Source organism: Stenotrophomonas sp. 14P6.2.3 (genome assembly GCF_057799055.1).
The window spans coordinates 40,526-54,953 of the sequence record NZ_JBYOLA010000016.1; the positions used below are offsets into that span (position 1 = coordinate 40,526).

Genomic DNA, 14,428 nt, shown 5'->3' on the forward strand with positions numbered 1-14,428 from the left:
CGCTGGCCGGCATTCCCCTTGCCGTCGGGCACCCCGTGGTTGCCGGCCAGCGGCCGGCACTACCGGGCGCAGGGCCTGCATACGGCCCCGGATTGAAATGAATGCGCAATCGCCTGTTCATGAATGGCGATAACCGCTGGCGCGCGGGCCCCGGCACCGCTACAATTCGCACTCGCCGAATCACGAAAGCCGGACCGGTCCCAGACCGTACGTCCGCGCTTTTTTGCAACCGGATTTCCGTGAAGCGCAGGCGTGACTTCGGCACCCCCTCGGTAGCCAAAGTGAGAATTCCGTGACCCAAGCCGCAATCCTCGTCCTCGAAGACGGCACCGTATTCGAGGGCGAATCCGTAGGCGCGCCCGGCCTGTCCGTCGGTGAGGTGGTGTTCAACACCGCCATGACCGGCTACCAGGAAGTGTTGACCGACCCGTCCTACGCCCGGCAGATGGTCACGCTGACCTATCCGCACATTGGCAACACCGGCATGACCGACCAGGACAATGAAGCGTCCAAGGTGTGGTCGGCCGGCCTGATCGTGCGCGACGTACCGCGCCGCCCGAGCAACTGGCGCAGCCAGGTGTCGCTGCAGGACTGGCTGATCCAGCGTGGCGTGGTCGCCATCGCCGGCATCGACACCCGCAAGCTGACCCGCATCCTGCGCGAGAAGGGCGCCCAGAACGGCGCGCTGATGGCCGGCGACGGCATCGATGTGGAAAAGGCACTGGAAGCGGCCCGCAAGTTCCCGGGTCTGAAGGGCATGGATCTGGCCAAGGTCGTGACTACCGACAAGACCTACGTCTGGACCGAGGGCCAGCTGGACCTGGATGCCAATGCCTTCGTCAGCGTGCCGGCCAAGTACAAGGTCGTGGCGTACGACTTCGGCGTGAAGACCAACATCCTGCGCATGCTGGCCGAGCGAGGCTGCGAGGTCACCGTGGTGCCGGCGCAGACCCCGGCTGCTGAAGTGCTGGCGCTGAAGCCGGACGGCGTGTTCCTGTCCAACGGCCCGGGCGACCCGGAGCCGTGCGACTACGCGATCGCCGCGATCAAGACCTTCATCGACGTGAAGATCCCGACCTTCGGCATCTGCCTGGGCCATCAGCTGCTGGGCCTGGCCTCGGGCGCGAAGACCATCAAGATGGGCCATGGCCACCACGGTGCGAACCATCCGGTGCAGGACCTGGACAGCGGCCGGGTGATGATCACCTCGCAGAACCACGGCTTCGCAGTGGATGAAGCGACCCTGCCGGCCACCCTGCGGGTGACCCACCGTTCGCTGTTCGACGGCACCAACCAGGGCATCGCCCGCACCGACGTGCCGGCCTTCTCGTTCCAGGGCCATCCGGAAGCGTCGCCGGGCCCGACCGATGTGGGCCCGTTGTTCGACCGTTTCGTGGCGCTGATGGAACAGGCCAAGGCGTGATCAGTACGCCGCCGGTTCGCCGGTGGCGTCGCGATGGACCGTAAGCCTCCGCATCGCGGCTGCCCCTGGCGCGGCGCTGCGGATCAAGATTCCTGATCGACAGCGTGCGATCACCCCCCTTGTCACGCTGTACTGACTTAGAGAAGAAAATGCCCAAGCGCACTGACCTCAAGACCATCCTCATCATCGGTGCCGGCCCGATCGTCATCGGCCAGGCCTGTGAGTTCGATTACTCCGGCGCCCAGGCCTGCAAGGCCCTGCGTGACGAGGGCTACCGCGTGGTGCTGGTCAACAGCAACCCGGCCACGATCATGACCGACCCGGAGATGGCCGACGCCGTCTACATCGAGCCGATCAACTGGCAGACGGTCGAGAAGATCATCGCCAAGGAAAAGCCCGATGCGCTGCTGCCGACGATGGGTGGCCAGACCGCGCTGAACTGCGCGCTGGACCTGGCCGACAACGGCGTGCTGGAGAAGTACAACGTCGAGCTGATCGGCGCCAAGCGCGCAGCGATCATGATGGCCGAAGACCGCGAACTGTTCCGCGTGGCGATGGGCGAGATCGGCCTGGAGTGCCCGACCGCCGCCGTTGCCCACACCCTGGACGAAGCGCTGGAGATCCAGACCCGCGTCGGCTATCCGACCATCATCCGCCCCAGCTTCACCCTGGGCGGCAGTGGCGGCGGCATCGCCTACAACCGCGAAGAGCTGATCGAGATCGTCAACCGTGGCCTGGAACTGTCGCCGACCTCCGAAGTGCTGGTCGAAGAGTCGGTGCTGGGCTGGAAGGAATTCGAGATGGAAGTGGTCCGCGATACGGCGGACAACTGCATCATCGTCTGCTCGATCGAGAACCTGGACCCGATGGGCGTGCACACCGGTGACTCGATCACGGTGGCCCCGGCGCAGACCCTGACCGACAAGGAATACCAGCGCCTGCGCGATGCCTCCATCGCCGTGCTGCGCAAGATCGGCGTGGATACCGGTGGTTCGAACGTGCAGTTCGGCATCAACCCGGACACCGGCCGCGTGGTGGTGATCGAGATGAATCCGCGCGTGTCGCGCTCCTCGGCGCTGGCCTCCAAGGCCACCGGCTTCCCGATCGCCAAGGTCGCCGCCAAGCTGGCCGTGGGCTACACCCTGGACGAACTGAAGAACGAGATCACCGGCGGCCTGACCCCGGCCTCGTTCGAGCCGTCCATCGACTACGTCGTCACCAAGATTCCGCGCTTCGCATTCGAGAAGTTCCCGGCCGCCGATGCACGCCTGACCACCCAGATGAAGTCGGTGGGCGAGGTGATGGCGATGGGCCGCACCTTCCAGGAGTCGATGCAGAAGGCCCTGCGTGGCCTGGAAACCGGCAAGGTCGGCTTCGACCCGACCGGCCTGGACCTGACCAGTGAAGATGATCTGCAGACCCTGCGTCGTGAGCTGAAGGCACCGGGTCCGGAACGCCTGTTCTTCGTGGGCGATGCGTTCCGCGCCGGCATGAGCGTGGAGGACATCTTCAAGCTGTCCTACATCGATCCGTGGTTCCTGGACCAGATCGAAGAAATCATCGCCGCTGAGACCCAGGTCGCGGCCGATGGCATCGACGCACTGGATGCGGCGCGCCTGCGCAAGCTCAAGCGTGCCGGTTTCTCCGACGCCCGCCTGGCCCAGCTGACCGGCACCAATGAAGCGGCCGTGCGCGCGCTGCGCCGTGCCCACAAGGTGCGTCCGGTGTACAAGCGCGTGGACTCCTGCGCAGGTGAATTCTCCACCGGCACCGCCTACCTGTACTCGACCTACGAGGACGAGTGCGAAGCCGCGCCGAGCAACCGCGACAAGATCATGATCCTCGGCGGTGGCCCGAACCGCATCGGCCAGGGCATCGAGTTCGACTACTGCTGCGTGCACGCGGCACTGGCGCTGCGCGAGGATGGCTATGAAACCATCATGGTCAACTGCAACCCGGAAACCGTGTCGACCGACTACGACACTTCCGACCGCCTGTACTTCGAACCGCTGACCCTGGAAGACGTGCTGGAAATCGTCGAGCTGGAGCAGCCCAAGGGCGTGATCGTGCAGTACGGCGGCCAGACCCCGCTGAAGCTGGCACGCGCGCTGGAAGCCAACGGCGTGCCGGTGATCGGCACCAGCCCGGACTCGATCGACCTGGCCGAAGACCGCGAGCGCTTCCAGCAGCTGGTGGACCAGCTGGGCCTGAAGCAGCCGCCGAACCGCATCGCCCGCAACGATCAGGAAGCGCTGCTGCTGGCCCGCGAGATCGGCTACCCGCTGGTGGTGCGCCCGAGCTACGTGCTGGGTGGCCGCGCCATGGAAATCGTCTACGGCGAATCCGATCTGGCCCGCTACGTGCGTGACGCGGTGAAGGTGTCCAACGATTCGCCGGTGCTGCTGGACCGCTTCCTGGACAACGCCGTCGAGTGCGACGTGGACATCATCGCCGACGCCCAGGGCAACGTCCTGATCGGTGGCGTGATGGAGCACATCGAAGAGGCTGGCGTGCACTCGGGCGATTCCTCCTGCTCGCTGCCGCCGTACTCGCTGTCGGTTGAAACCCAGGCAGAGCTGCGTCGCCAGGTGGTCGAGCTGGCCAAGGCCCTGAACGTGGTGGGCCTGATGAACACCCAGTTCGCGATCCAGACCGACGAGGAAGGCAACGACACCATCTTCCTGCTGGAAGTGAACCCGCGTGCCTCGCGCACCGTGCCGTTCGTGTCCAAGGCCACCGGCATGCCGCTGGCCAAGATCGCGGCCCGCTGCATGGCGGGCAAGACCCTGGAAGAGCAGGGCGCCACCAAGGAAATCGTGCCGGACTACTACTCGGTGAAGGAAGCGATCTTCCCGTTCGCCAAGTTCCAGGGCGTCGACCCGATCCTTGGGCCGGAGATGCGCTCCACCGGTGAAGTGATGGGCGTGGGCCGCAGCTTCAATGCCGCCTTCGCGCGCGCGCAGGAAGCCGGTGGCATCAAGGCGCCGCCGGTGGGCAAGGCCTTCGTGTCGGTGCGCGACCCGGACAAGAAGCGCGTACTGCCGGTGGCCAAGGCCCTGCTGGCACGTGGCTACAGCCTGGTCGCCACCCGTGGTACCGCAGCGTGGCTGCAGCAGCACGGCATGGACTGCGAGATCATCAACAAGGTGGTCGAGGGTCGCCCGCACATCGTCGATTCGATCAAGAACGGCGAGATCGTCTATATCGTCAACACGACCGAAGGCCGTGCAGCGATCAACGACTCGTTCTCGATCCGTCGCGAGGCGCTGCAGCACCGCGTCACTTATTCGACCACCATTGCCGGTGCCAAGGCGCTGGTGGATTCACTGGAATTCCGCGGTACCGGCCCGGTCTGGTCGCTGCAGGAACTGCACAAGGAGTTGAACGCATGAGAGCCCCCATCACGATGAAAGGCGCGCAGCGACTGCGCGATGAACTGGATCACCTGAAGTCGGTCAAGCGGCCGAAGGTGATCGCCGCGATCGCCGAAGCGCGCGAGCATGGCGACCTGAAGGAAAATGCCGAGTACCACGCCGCGCGCGAGGAACAGGGCTTCATCGAAGGCCGCATCAAGCAGCTGGAAGGCGAGCTGTCGCACGCCGAGATCATCGATGTGAGCAAGCTCAATGCAGGCTCCAAGGTGGTGTTCGGAGCCAGCGTGACCCTGGCCGACGTGGAATCGGACGAAGAGAAGAAATACCAGATCGTTGGCGATCTGGAAGCGGACATCAAACTGGGCCTGATCGCCATTTCCTCGCCGGTTGCCCGCGCGATGATCGGCAAGCTGGAAGGTGACTCGATCGTGATCGATGCGCCGGCCGGCCAGCGCGAGTACGAGATCGTCAGCGTCAGCTACCAGGACTGATCCGTGGCGACGGCGACCCTGCTGTTGCCGGCACGCAGCCGCTTTGCGGTGGCTGCATTGCCGGACGACGTGGCGCGTGCCCTGGGCCGCGCCACCACCTCGCAGGGCGACGCCGGTGAACGGGCACAGCTGCTGCGTCACTTCACGGTCGCCGCGCCGCAATGGCCGGTGGCCGCGTTGACCCGCCAGCGTGACGTCGGCGATGCCGCCGGCGCCTGCTGGCTGCGTGCAGATCCGGCCTGCATGGTGCCGGACATGCATGGCGCACGGATGATGGGCCATGGCGAAACGCTGCGGCCCAGCCTGGCCGATACGTTGGCCCTGCTGCCTGTGTTGCAGCCGCTGTTTGCGGATGCAGGCTTCGTGCTGGATGCACCCGATCCTTCGCGTTGGTACCTGCGGCTGCCGATCGGTACCGAACTGCCGGAGTTCGACGGTCCGGACGAGGTGCTGGGTGATGATCTGTTCTCGCACCTGCCACCGGGCGAGGCGGGCCGCCGCTGGCGCGCATTGATGACGGAAGCGCAGGTGCTGCTGCATACCCATTCGTGGAACCAGCAGCGCGCTGCACAGGGGCAGCAGCCGATCAATTCGCTGTGGTTCTGGGGCGGTGGCGTGATGCCGGTATCGGTGGCCACGCCGCATGCGCAGGTGCGAAGCCGCGATGCGCTGCTGCAGGGTCTGGCCCAGGCCGCAGGCGTAGCGGTGGATGGCGAGCAATCGGTCGATGCACTGGTTGATCTGCGCCAGCTGCGCTCGTTGCAGCAGCTGGGCAATGATGCGATCCGCCCGCTGTTGGCCGCGCTCAAGCGTGGTGAACTGCAGCGTCTGGTGCTGGATTTCGAGGATGGCCTGCAGTTCCAGCTGGACCGCGGCCAGCGCTGGCAGTTCTGGAAGAAGCCTCGGCAACTGCACGACGGTTGAGGCAAGGCGGTAGCGCCGGGCCATGCCCGGCGGATGTGCTATTGAACATCGGTGACGTAGGTCGGCAACTGCCAGTGCCTGCGGCTCGGGCCGGTGCAGTAGTGACCGACAAACTCCGCGCTCAGGCTCAGACGGGTTCCATCCCACGCCCAATGCCGGCTCGTACCGCAGGCATCCGTACCGGCCACGAACCCTTCTTCAAGGAACACGGCGTGCGGGTAGAGCGGAAACAGCGTGGTCCGGGCGATCAGCGTGGGTGCGAAGGGGGGACGGTCGCGGATCAGCCAGGTGCCCGCTGACACGATGTGGTGGTCGGTTGCACAGCTCAACAGGGCAAGGACATGGGTAGCATCCACCCGTTCGATGCGTAGTTGGCGCGACGACATCTGTTCGCAGGCGTTCCGCGCGGCGGCCACCGGCTGCAGTTGCTGAAGCAGGTCTGTCCGCTTAGCCAGCTGCCCATCGTCGTCATGTGCTTCGACCAGCAGGGGCGGCGCCTTCAGTGGTGGCGCGGCTACCGCGGCCGGCACCTTCGATTCCGGCTGTGCGCCCTTGCGCGCCAGTGCGCCTGGGGTGTCCAACCGACCCTGTGCTTCGTCCATCTTCAGCAGCAACGTGCGGATGCCACGATCCGACAGCGGCCAGGCGTGACCCGAGGCATCGCTCATCTCGATGCGTTTGCCATTCACCAGTGCATCGATCATCGCTGCCACGTAGCGCGAGGGTAGTTCCAGGCCAAGGTCGAGCGCTTCGCTGTGGCCGATGTCACCGATGTCCCTTCCATCCACGCGCAGTCGCAATGCCCCTTCGGGTGCCACCGCCACAGGGGTACGAGGCGCGTCCTCGGCGCCCTCGGCCATTGACAGCCGTGCGGTGACCGCGGTCTGCGGCCCGCCGACACGTTCGAGCAGCACGCTCAGCATCAGCGGTGCCAGCGGGCCGTAGGCTGCCAGCCGGCAGGTGCGGGTGTTGTCGCAGGCCATCACGCCGTCGCCCTCGACGAACGATGTGCCGAGCGATTCAGTGGCCGAGGCAATCGGCGCCAGAGTGAGGGAGGCCAGCAGCAGGGGTGTCCGCAATAGTGAGGATGCACGCATTCAACGAACCTCGCTGACCAGCGTCGGCAGGGTCCAGTGTCCGCCCGGCATGCCACGACACAGACCGGTGCTGAAAGCGCTGGCGGGCTGGAATCCGCGGCCGTCCCATGCCCAGTCCGAGCCGGAAATACAGTCGCCGATGCCGCGGCCCTTGTAGCGTGCGTACAGCGTGCGCTCGACGCGCGAGAAGCCCTCAGCCTCCAGCGTGACCGTCTGCGGGGCGAAAGGGGGCTGGTCGCGCGCGATCCAGAAGCCATTGCTGTAGTTGTACGCACCCATCTGGCACAGCGCCTGCACCAGCACATGGCGCTCGTCCAGCCGCTCGATCACCATTTCCGGGGTTCCCTTGTACTCGATCAGGCGCGGGCAGTCGTCGCTGTCGCCGAGCGTGGCAATCAACGCGTCGCGCAGCGCTTCGCTGCTGCCCAATGCGCTGTCTTCGGAGCGTGGGGCCGTCAGTGCCGCGCTCACGATCACCGGCTTGGCGTGGGCAGCCGGCACGCTCGCTTCGGCACGCGTGCCACGCCGTACCAGGGCGCCGGGCGTGCCCACTCGCCCTTGTGCCTCGTCCATTTTCAACAGCACTGCAGCGGCACCACGATCGGAAATCGGCCAGCGCGTGCCCCTGCTGTCGATCACCTCGATGCGGGCCTGGCCGGGCAGGGCGGCCAGCAGGGCTGCAACCTGCGCTGGTCGCAGCGTCACTGCGTCGTCGGGCCCGGTGTCCTGCACGGGACCCAGATCACGTCCGTTCACCTGCAGGCGCATCGATCCTTCAGGCATTGTGCTTTCGCCATCCTCACCGACCCGCAGCCGCGCCTTCACTGCCGTGCCGGGGCCGCCGGCACGTTCCAGCATCAGGCCCAGCAGGCTGTCAGCCTGTTCCGGGCCATAGCCGGCGGCACGGCAGGTGCCGGTGTTGTCGCAGGCCAGGAACCAGTCGTGGTGCACGAACTCGATACCGGGTTCCAACGGTGTGTTTCCAGCGTCGGAAACAAGTGGCAGCAGGAGGCTGGCCAGCAGTACGGACAGCGGGCGGTACATGGCGAATTCCGTTTCAGAAGCGAACAAGCATGGGCGATCAGCACGCCTGCGCCAAGCCCGCGGAGAGCCTGGCAAGCCGAGCGGGGTATCATGCGCGGGTCTTCCGTAACCCGGCGATGCCGATGTCCCTTGCCGCCGACGCTGTGCCGCCGTCTTCAGATACCCCGACGATCCGCCGCCGCGATGTCGCCGTACCCGGCGCCTGGCCGGACGGCACGCTGCCATTGTTGGCCCGCCTGTACGCCGCACGCGGAGCGCAGACGCCGGAGCTGGCGTTGCCCAAGCTGGGCAACCTGCACGCGCCGGAGCTGCTGACCGGCATCGATGCGGCCGTGGACCTGCTGGTCGAAGCCATCGCCGCCGACAAGCGCATCCTGGTGGTGGGTGATTTCGACTGCGACGGCGCAACCGCGTGCGCGGTCGGCGTGCGCGGTCTGCGCATGCTCGGCGCGCAGCATGTCTTCCACGCGGTGCCCAACCGCATGGTGCATGGTTACGGTCTGTCGCCGTCGCTGGTGGACGAGCTGGCTGCGCTGCAGCCGGATCTTCTGGTCACCGTCGATCACGGCATCGCCTGCCATGCCGGCGTGACCGCAGCCAAAGCGCGGGGCTGGCAGGTGCTGGTGACCGATCACCATCTGCCCGGTCCGCAGCTGCCACCGGCCGATGTCATCGTCGACCCCAATCTGGACGGCGACGCCTTCCCCAGCAAGTCGCTGGCCGGTGTCGGCGTGATCTTCTACGTGCTGATGGCGCTGCGTCGGCAGATGCGCGAAGCGGGTGTATTTGCCGATGGCAAAGGTCCGGACCTGACCACGCTGCTGGATCTGGTGGCCGTGGGCACCGTGGCCGATCTGGTAGTGCTGGATGCCAACAACCGCGCCCTGGTCAGTGCTGGTCTGCGGCGGCTGCGCAACGGCCAGGGCTGCGTCGGCCTGAAGGCATTGATCGAGGCCAGTGGCCGCGACGCCGCGCGACTGACCGCCACCGACATCGGCTTCGGGCTCGGCCCGCGCTTGAATGCGGCCGGTCGGCTGGAAGACATGGCGCTGGGAATCGCGCTGCTGCTCACCGAAGATCCGCGGCAGGCCCGCGACATCGCGCAGACTCTGGAGCAGATCAACGCCGAGCGGCGTGCGGTGCAGCAGTCGATGACCGATGACGCCGAACAGGCGCTGTCGCGGGTGGTGCTCGATACCGCAGGTCAGCGACCAGTGGCGGCCTGCCTGTTTGATGCGGATTGGCACCCTGGCGTGGTGGGCCTGGTCGCGTCGAAGATGAAGGATCGTCTGCATCGTCCGGTGATCGCGTTCGCGCCGGCCGAGCCGGGCGCTGACACCCTGCGTGGCTCAGCGCGTTCGATTGCCGGCCTGCATATCCGTGATGCGCTGGCCCTGGTCGATGCACGCCATCCCGGCTTGATCGAGCGCTTCGGCGGTCACGCAATGGCTGCCGGGTTGAGCATGCGACTGGATCATCTGGCCGACTTCGAAGCCGCGTTCGTCGCTACCGTGCTGGAAATGCTCGACCCGGCGGCACTGCAGCAGCAGGTGCTCAGTGATGGCGAACTGGCAGCGGACGAACTCGATCATCGCCACGCCGATGCGCTGCGCCTGGCGGGGCCATGGGGACAGGGTTTCCCCGAGCCTCTGTTCGACGGCCACTTCGAAGTGGCCAACTGGCGCGTATTGAAGGAACGGCATCTGAAGCTGGAACTGCGCCTGCCCGGCGTACCGGGCACGATCAACGCGATCCACTTCGGTGGCTGGCACGGCAACGCGCCCGGTAAGCATGTCCACCTGGCCTATCGCCTGGCCTGCGATGACTATCGCGGTGGCGCCGCGATCCAGCTGATCGTCGAGCACTGCCTGCCCGCATGAAAAAAGGGGACGGAGGGGATTAAGTCGCTTGTGCCTTGTTTGCCGTTTGCGACCTGATCCCCTCCGTCCCCTTTTTCTGTGAGGTCAGCGGACCTCGGTCACCCGCGTCGGCAGTTCCCAGGTTCCACCGGGAACGCCGCGGCACAGGCCGCCGCTGATCGCCGAGGTCGCGATGAAGCGCGTGCCATCCCAGGTCCACGCTTCATCCGACACGCAGTCGGCCAGGCCGCGGCCCTTGTGCGAGGCGACGATCTGCCCGTCGCCGTAGTCGATCGCATCGCTGGTCACCCACTGCGGCTGGAAAGGCGCTTTCTCACCGATGACCCAGTAACCATCGCCGGTGTTGTAGGCCGCGCGCCAGCAGGGAACGTTGACCAGCAGGTGCTTGGCATCCAGACGTTGGATCTGCAGTGGCGAATTGCTGATCGGAAGATCCGGGTCGGCGTCGAGCAGGCCTTCGCAGCTGGGCTCTTTCAGGGTGGCGCGCAGCGCTGCACGCAGCGCCGGTGACGCGGCCAGCTTGGCGAATGCCGGGTCGTCCGGCGGCGTAGACATGGTCGCTGCCTTGCGCACCACGGGTTTGGCAACGGCGGCAGGTACGCTGCTTTCGGCAGCAGTACCCTTGCGCATCACCGCGCCCGGCGTCCCCACGCGGCCCTGGAACTCGTCGGCCTTCAGCAATACAGCCGCTGCGCCCTTGTCCGACAGCGGCCACGCATGGCCGGCGGTATCGACAACGGTGATGCCGCCATCGCGCACCAGCGCGGACAGCACTGCGGTGGTCTGCGTCGGGCTCAGCGCATAGGTGCCTGTGTCCTTGGCCGGCGTCAGCACACCGAGATCACGCTGCTGGATGCGCAGGTGCAGTGCGCCCTTCGGCTGCGGCTGGTCATCGATCGGCTGCAACGACACCCGGCCGTTGATGGCTTGATCGGGGCCACCCTGCCGCGTCAACAGCACGCTCAGGGTGCTGTCATCACCGCTGGCGTAGCCGGCCGCGCGGCAGGTGCGGGTGTTGTCGCAGGCCACGACCCAGTCGTGATGCTGGAAATACAGCCCTGCAGGCGCATCGACGGCGCCGGCGGCCATTGGCCAGCACAGCGCCAGCAGGGTGGGAAGCAGGGGAGAACGCATGGGCATCCTTGCGCGGGATCGGGAAGTCACACATGGTGCGCCCAGGGGCGGCGAAGAGCCAGCATCGAATCGCGTTAACCCCATCCACCCGTTTGGTGCGTTCAAGCAATCACGATCCCACTGGAGTCCTGTCATGGTCTTCGCCCGATGCTGCACCGTACTGCTGTTGGCCCTGGCAACCTGGCCGGCATTGCCCCAAGCGTCGCGTCGTCCGGCACCGCCGATCGCCTCCACGCCGCTGCTGATCGCACCCGCAGCAGAACAGCCCGTGCAGCTGCGGCAGGCGCGTATCGAGGGCGAGGTGCAGGCCGGCATCGCCCAGACCCGGATCACCCTGGAGTTCCACAATCCCAATCAGCGCGTGCTGGAAGGCGAACTGCAGTTCCCGCTGGGCGAGGGCCAGCAGATCACTGGCTTTGCTCTGGACATCAATGGCGAACTGCGCGAGGCGGTGCCGGTGCCCAAGGACCGCGGTCGCCAGGTGTTCGAGGAGATCGCCCGTCGGGGCGTCGATCCGGGCCTGTTGGAGCAGACCGCGGGCAACCAGTTCCGGCTGCGTGTGTATCCGCTGCCGGCCGGCGGCAGCCGCCGCGTGCAGCTGGTCGTGCGCGAGCCGCTGGCATATGCCGGGCAGGGCTGGCGTTGGACATTGCCGCTGCAGTTCGTCGCCGGCGCCGCCGCCGTTGAACTGGACGTGCAGGCGCCGAAGGGTGCTGTCACCGGCAGCGCACCGTTCCGCATCGCCGATGGCCGCCTGCACTGGCAAGGGCGCGGCGCACAGTTGCCGGCCCAGCTGCAATGGACGCTGCCGGCCGAGCGCAAGGCACAGGTGCAGGTTGCACGCTGGCAGGACGGTCATTACCTGCTGGCACAGCTGCCGGTGCCGACGTCAGCCGCGCCGCGCCGTGTGCCGTCGGAAGTGGGGCTGCTGTGGGACGGTTCCGGTTCCGCTGGCCAGCGCGACCGCACTCGCGAGTTGGCGTTGCTTGATCGCTACTTCGCGGCGATGGGCGAGGGCAACGTCGCACTGACCGTGCTGCGTGATCGTGCGGAGCCTGTGCGTCGGTTCCGTATCCGCAGCGGCGACTGGAGTGAACTGCGCCGGGCGTTGATGGCGGTACAGCCGGATGGTGCCAGTGCACTGGCGCAGTGGCAGCCCCAGGCCGAGGTGAAGGAATACCTGATGGTCAGCGATGGCCTGCTGACCTACGGGCCGGAAGCACTGCCGGCGTTGGCTGCCGACCAGCGGCTGTTCGCGATCAGCAGTGCTGGTGCACGCACCGATGCCAGCCGCCTGCGCGGCTGGAGCGAGGCGCATGGCGGCAGTTTCGTGGCACTCGGCAGCGATGTCGATGCCGCCGCACGGGAACTGCTGTCGGTACCGCTGGATGTCCAGATCGATGCCGGCCGTGGCGTGCAGGATGTGGTGATCGATCGCCGCAGCCAGGCCCAGGGCTGGCTGTGGTTGCATGCGCGGTTGGCGGCCGAAGGTGTTCCGATGCGGGTACGCGTGGCCGGCGGCGAGTGGCAGGCACTGCCCGCGACGCAGAAGAGCGAAGACGGTGATCTGTTGGCCGGCCTGTGGGCACAGGCGCGTCTGCAGCAGTTGTCGACCGACCGACGCAGCAACCGCGAGGCGATGCAGTTGCTGTCGCAGCAGTTCAGCCTGGTGGGCCCGGACACCTCGCTGATCGTGCTGGAAACCCTGGACGATTACCTGCGCTATGCAATTCGACCGTCGGGCAAGCTGCGCGCCGAGTACGACCAGCGCTTCGCGCGCCAGGTTGCAGACCGCGATGCGGCCGACCGCCAGCGCCTGGACAAGGTGGTGACGCAGTGGCAGCAGCGCCAGCAGTGGTGGAACCGCAGCTGGCCGAAGGGCGCACCTCCGCAGGCGGACGCGAAGGCGCTGGAGGTGGCGTCTGCAGATTACGCAATGGATTCGGCGCCGGTAGCGATGCTTGCTGCGGCGTCCCCGGCGGCTCCGCCCGCCCCCGCGCCGGTGGCAGCGGCTGCCGAGCAGCGCATGGAAGCCAGCAGTGCGCGTGCACGTCGCTCAGCGCCTGCATCGAACAAGGCGCTGGATCTGATCACGCTCACCAGTGGCCTTGCTGCCCCTTCCTCTGCCGCCAACGACGGTCAGCTCGGCATCCGGCTGGCGGCATGGCAGCCAGACTCGGCCATCGCCCGGCGGCTGCGCCAGGGCCCGGCGTCGCAACTGTATGACCGCTATCTGGCCGAGCGCGATGCGCATGCCAACAGCAGCGCATTCTTCCTCGACGTGGCCGACCTGCTGATCGAACAGGGGCAGCGCGATCTTGCCCTGCGCGTGCTGTCCAACCTGGCCGAGATGGAGCTGGACAATCGCCATCTGCTGCGCGTGCTCGGCTACCGGTTGCTGCAGACCGACGCTCCGGCGCTGGCGGTGCCGGTGTTCGAGCAGGTGCTGGCGATGGGCAAGGAAGAACCGCAGAGCTTCCGCGACCTTGGCCTGGCACTGGCTGCAGCGGGCAAACCGCAGCAGGCGTTGGCGCCGCTGTACCAGGTGGTCGTGCGCCCTTGGGATTCCCGTTTCGACGGCATCGCGCTGATCGCCCTGGATGAGCTGACCAACCTGGTGGCCGGCAGCAAGCCGCGCCTGGACACCCGGGGCATCGACCCGCGCCTGCTGCAGGCGATGCCGCTGGACCTGCGCGTGGTGCTGGCCTGGGATGCCGACAACAGCGACATGGACCTGTGGGTGACCGACCCGAACGGCGAGCGCGCGTACTACGGCAACCGTCTGACCTACCAGGGCGGGCAGATGTCACAGGATTTCACCGGTGGCTATGGCCCGGAACAGTTCTCGCTGCGCAACGCCAAGCCCGGCAAGTACAAGGTGGAGGCGAACTACTTCGGCAGCCGCCAGCAGCTGGTGACCGGTGCGACGACGCTGATGCTGCGCCTGACTACTCATTGGGGCACGTCGAAGCAGAAGGACCAGATGGTGACGATGCGGCTGAAGGACCGTGCTGAGACCGTGCTGGTCGGCGAATTCGAGGTGCGTTGATCACTGGGACGC

The 14,428-nt window shown here is 66.7% G+C and carries 9 protein-coding genes; 6 read left to right on the forward strand and 3 right to left on the reverse strand.

The features are described 5' to 3' along the window. Nucleotides 1–292 precede the first annotated feature (292 nt). The 4 genes from carA to AC27VL_RS13660 all read left to right on the forward strand — a co-directional run bounded on the left by carA (nucleotide 293) and on the right by AC27VL_RS13660 (nucleotide 6,212). Complete coding sequence (gene carA / locus AC27VL_RS13645) at nucleotides 293–1,423, forward strand: glutamine-hydrolyzing carbamoyl-phosphate synthase small subunit (RefSeq protein ID WP_089240920.1); 1,131 nt, start codon at nucleotides 293–295, stop codon at nucleotides 1,421–1,423. A gap of 149 nt (nucleotides 1,424–1,572) precedes the next feature. Continuing rightward, nucleotides 1,573–4,815 carry a carbamoyl-phosphate synthase large subunit gene (gene carB, locus AC27VL_RS13650; protein ID WP_488766922.1) on the forward strand — a complete coding sequence of 1,081 codons (3,243 nt, stop codon included), beginning with the start codon at nucleotides 1,573–1,575 and terminating at the stop codon, nucleotides 4,813–4,815. Between the two features lie 8 nt (nucleotides 4,816–4,823). Continuing rightward, nucleotides 4,824–5,288, forward strand: a complete 465-nt coding sequence (greA, locus tag AC27VL_RS13655) for a transcription elongation factor GreA (protein ID WP_176022519.1) — start codon at nucleotides 4,824–4,826, stop codon at nucleotides 5,286–5,288. A gap of 3 nt (nucleotides 5,289–5,291) precedes the next feature. Further along, complete coding sequence (locus AC27VL_RS13660) at nucleotides 5,292–6,212, forward strand: phosphoglycerate mutase (protein WP_488766924.1); 921 nt, start codon at nucleotides 5,292–5,294, stop codon at nucleotides 6,210–6,212. Between the two features lie 38 nt (nucleotides 6,213–6,250). Here the strand turns inward: AC27VL_RS13660 and AC27VL_RS13665 are convergent, their stop codons facing one another. Beyond that, nucleotides 6,251–7,309 carry a DUF1176 domain-containing protein gene (locus tag AC27VL_RS13665; protein WP_488766926.1) on the reverse strand — a complete coding sequence of 353 codons (1,059 nt, stop codon included), beginning with the start codon at nucleotides 7,307–7,309 and terminating at the stop codon, nucleotides 6,251–6,253. Beyond that, nucleotides 7,310–8,353, reverse strand: a complete 1,044-nt coding sequence (locus AC27VL_RS13670; RefSeq protein ID WP_488766928.1) for a DUF1176 domain-containing protein — start codon at nucleotides 8,351–8,353, stop codon at nucleotides 7,310–7,312. It lies immediately after the preceding gene. A gap of 122 nt (nucleotides 8,354–8,475) precedes the next feature. Here AC27VL_RS13670 and recJ point away from each other — a divergent pair, with 122 nt between their 5' ends. After that, nucleotides 8,476–10,233 (forward strand): single-stranded-DNA-specific exonuclease RecJ, encoded by a 1,758-nt coding sequence (gene recJ / locus AC27VL_RS13675; RefSeq protein ID WP_488766929.1) that lies wholly within the window; start codon nucleotides 8,476–8,478, stop codon nucleotides 10,231–10,233. A gap of 84 nt (nucleotides 10,234–10,317) precedes the next feature. Here the strand turns inward: recJ and AC27VL_RS13680 are convergent, their stop codons facing one another. Then, on the reverse strand, nucleotides 10,318–11,367 hold the full coding sequence (locus tag AC27VL_RS13680) for a DUF1176 domain-containing protein (RefSeq protein ID WP_488766931.1): 1,050 nt from the start codon (nucleotides 11,365–11,367) through the stop codon (nucleotides 10,318–10,320). 133 nt (nucleotides 11,368–11,500) lie between these two features. Here AC27VL_RS13680 and AC27VL_RS13685 point away from each other — a divergent pair, with 133 nt between their 5' ends. Continuing rightward, nucleotides 11,501–14,416, forward strand: a complete 2,916-nt coding sequence (locus AC27VL_RS13685; protein ID WP_488766933.1) for a DUF2135 domain-containing protein — start codon at nucleotides 11,501–11,503, stop codon at nucleotides 14,414–14,416. Nucleotides 14,417–14,428 lie beyond the last annotated feature (12 nt).